Consider the following 527-nt stretch of genomic DNA (forward strand, 5'->3'; position numbering starts at 1 on the left):
GCCTCGACAGCGGGGTGGTGGTGGGGCAGGTGTGGGATGTCAACCATCAGCTGCTGTCGCAGACCGTGACCACTGGGCGTGCGCGGGTGTTGCAGCGTCGGGATTACTCCTACAGTCCGGATGGCTACGTCACCGAGATCGATGACATGCTCGCCGGGCTGCGCCGGTTCGATCTCGATCCGGCGCGGCGGGTCACCGCGGTGCACGGGGCCGGCTGGTCCGAGCGGTACGCCTACGACACGGCGGGTAACATCACCGACGCGTCCTGGCCGGTGCCCGCACAGCGTGACGGGCGCGACGGGCGCGACGGGGTGCACGAGGCGGCGCAGGGTGGCCGGGAGTACGCGGGCACGCTGATCCGCCGCGCCGGTCGGGTCCGTTACGAGCACGACGGCCAGGGCCGGGTGACGCTGCGCCAGCACAAGCGGCTGTCGGGCAAGCCGCGTACCTGGCGTTACAGCTGGGACGCTGATGATCGCCTCACCGGGGTGACCACCCCCGACGGCCAGCGCTGGCGGTATTGCTAT

Annotated in this window: 1 pseudogene; it reads left to right on the forward strand. The window is 70.8% G+C overall.

Features of this window, described 5'->3' with window-relative positions:
• Nucleotides 1-527, forward strand: a pseudogene (locus tag U9978_RS23920) (type IV secretion protein Rhs); the annotation flags it as partial.

This window comes from Protofrankia sp. Cr2 (assembly GCF_963555885.1).
Lineage (GTDB): Bacteria > Actinomycetota > Actinomycetes > Frankiales > Frankiaceae > Protofrankia.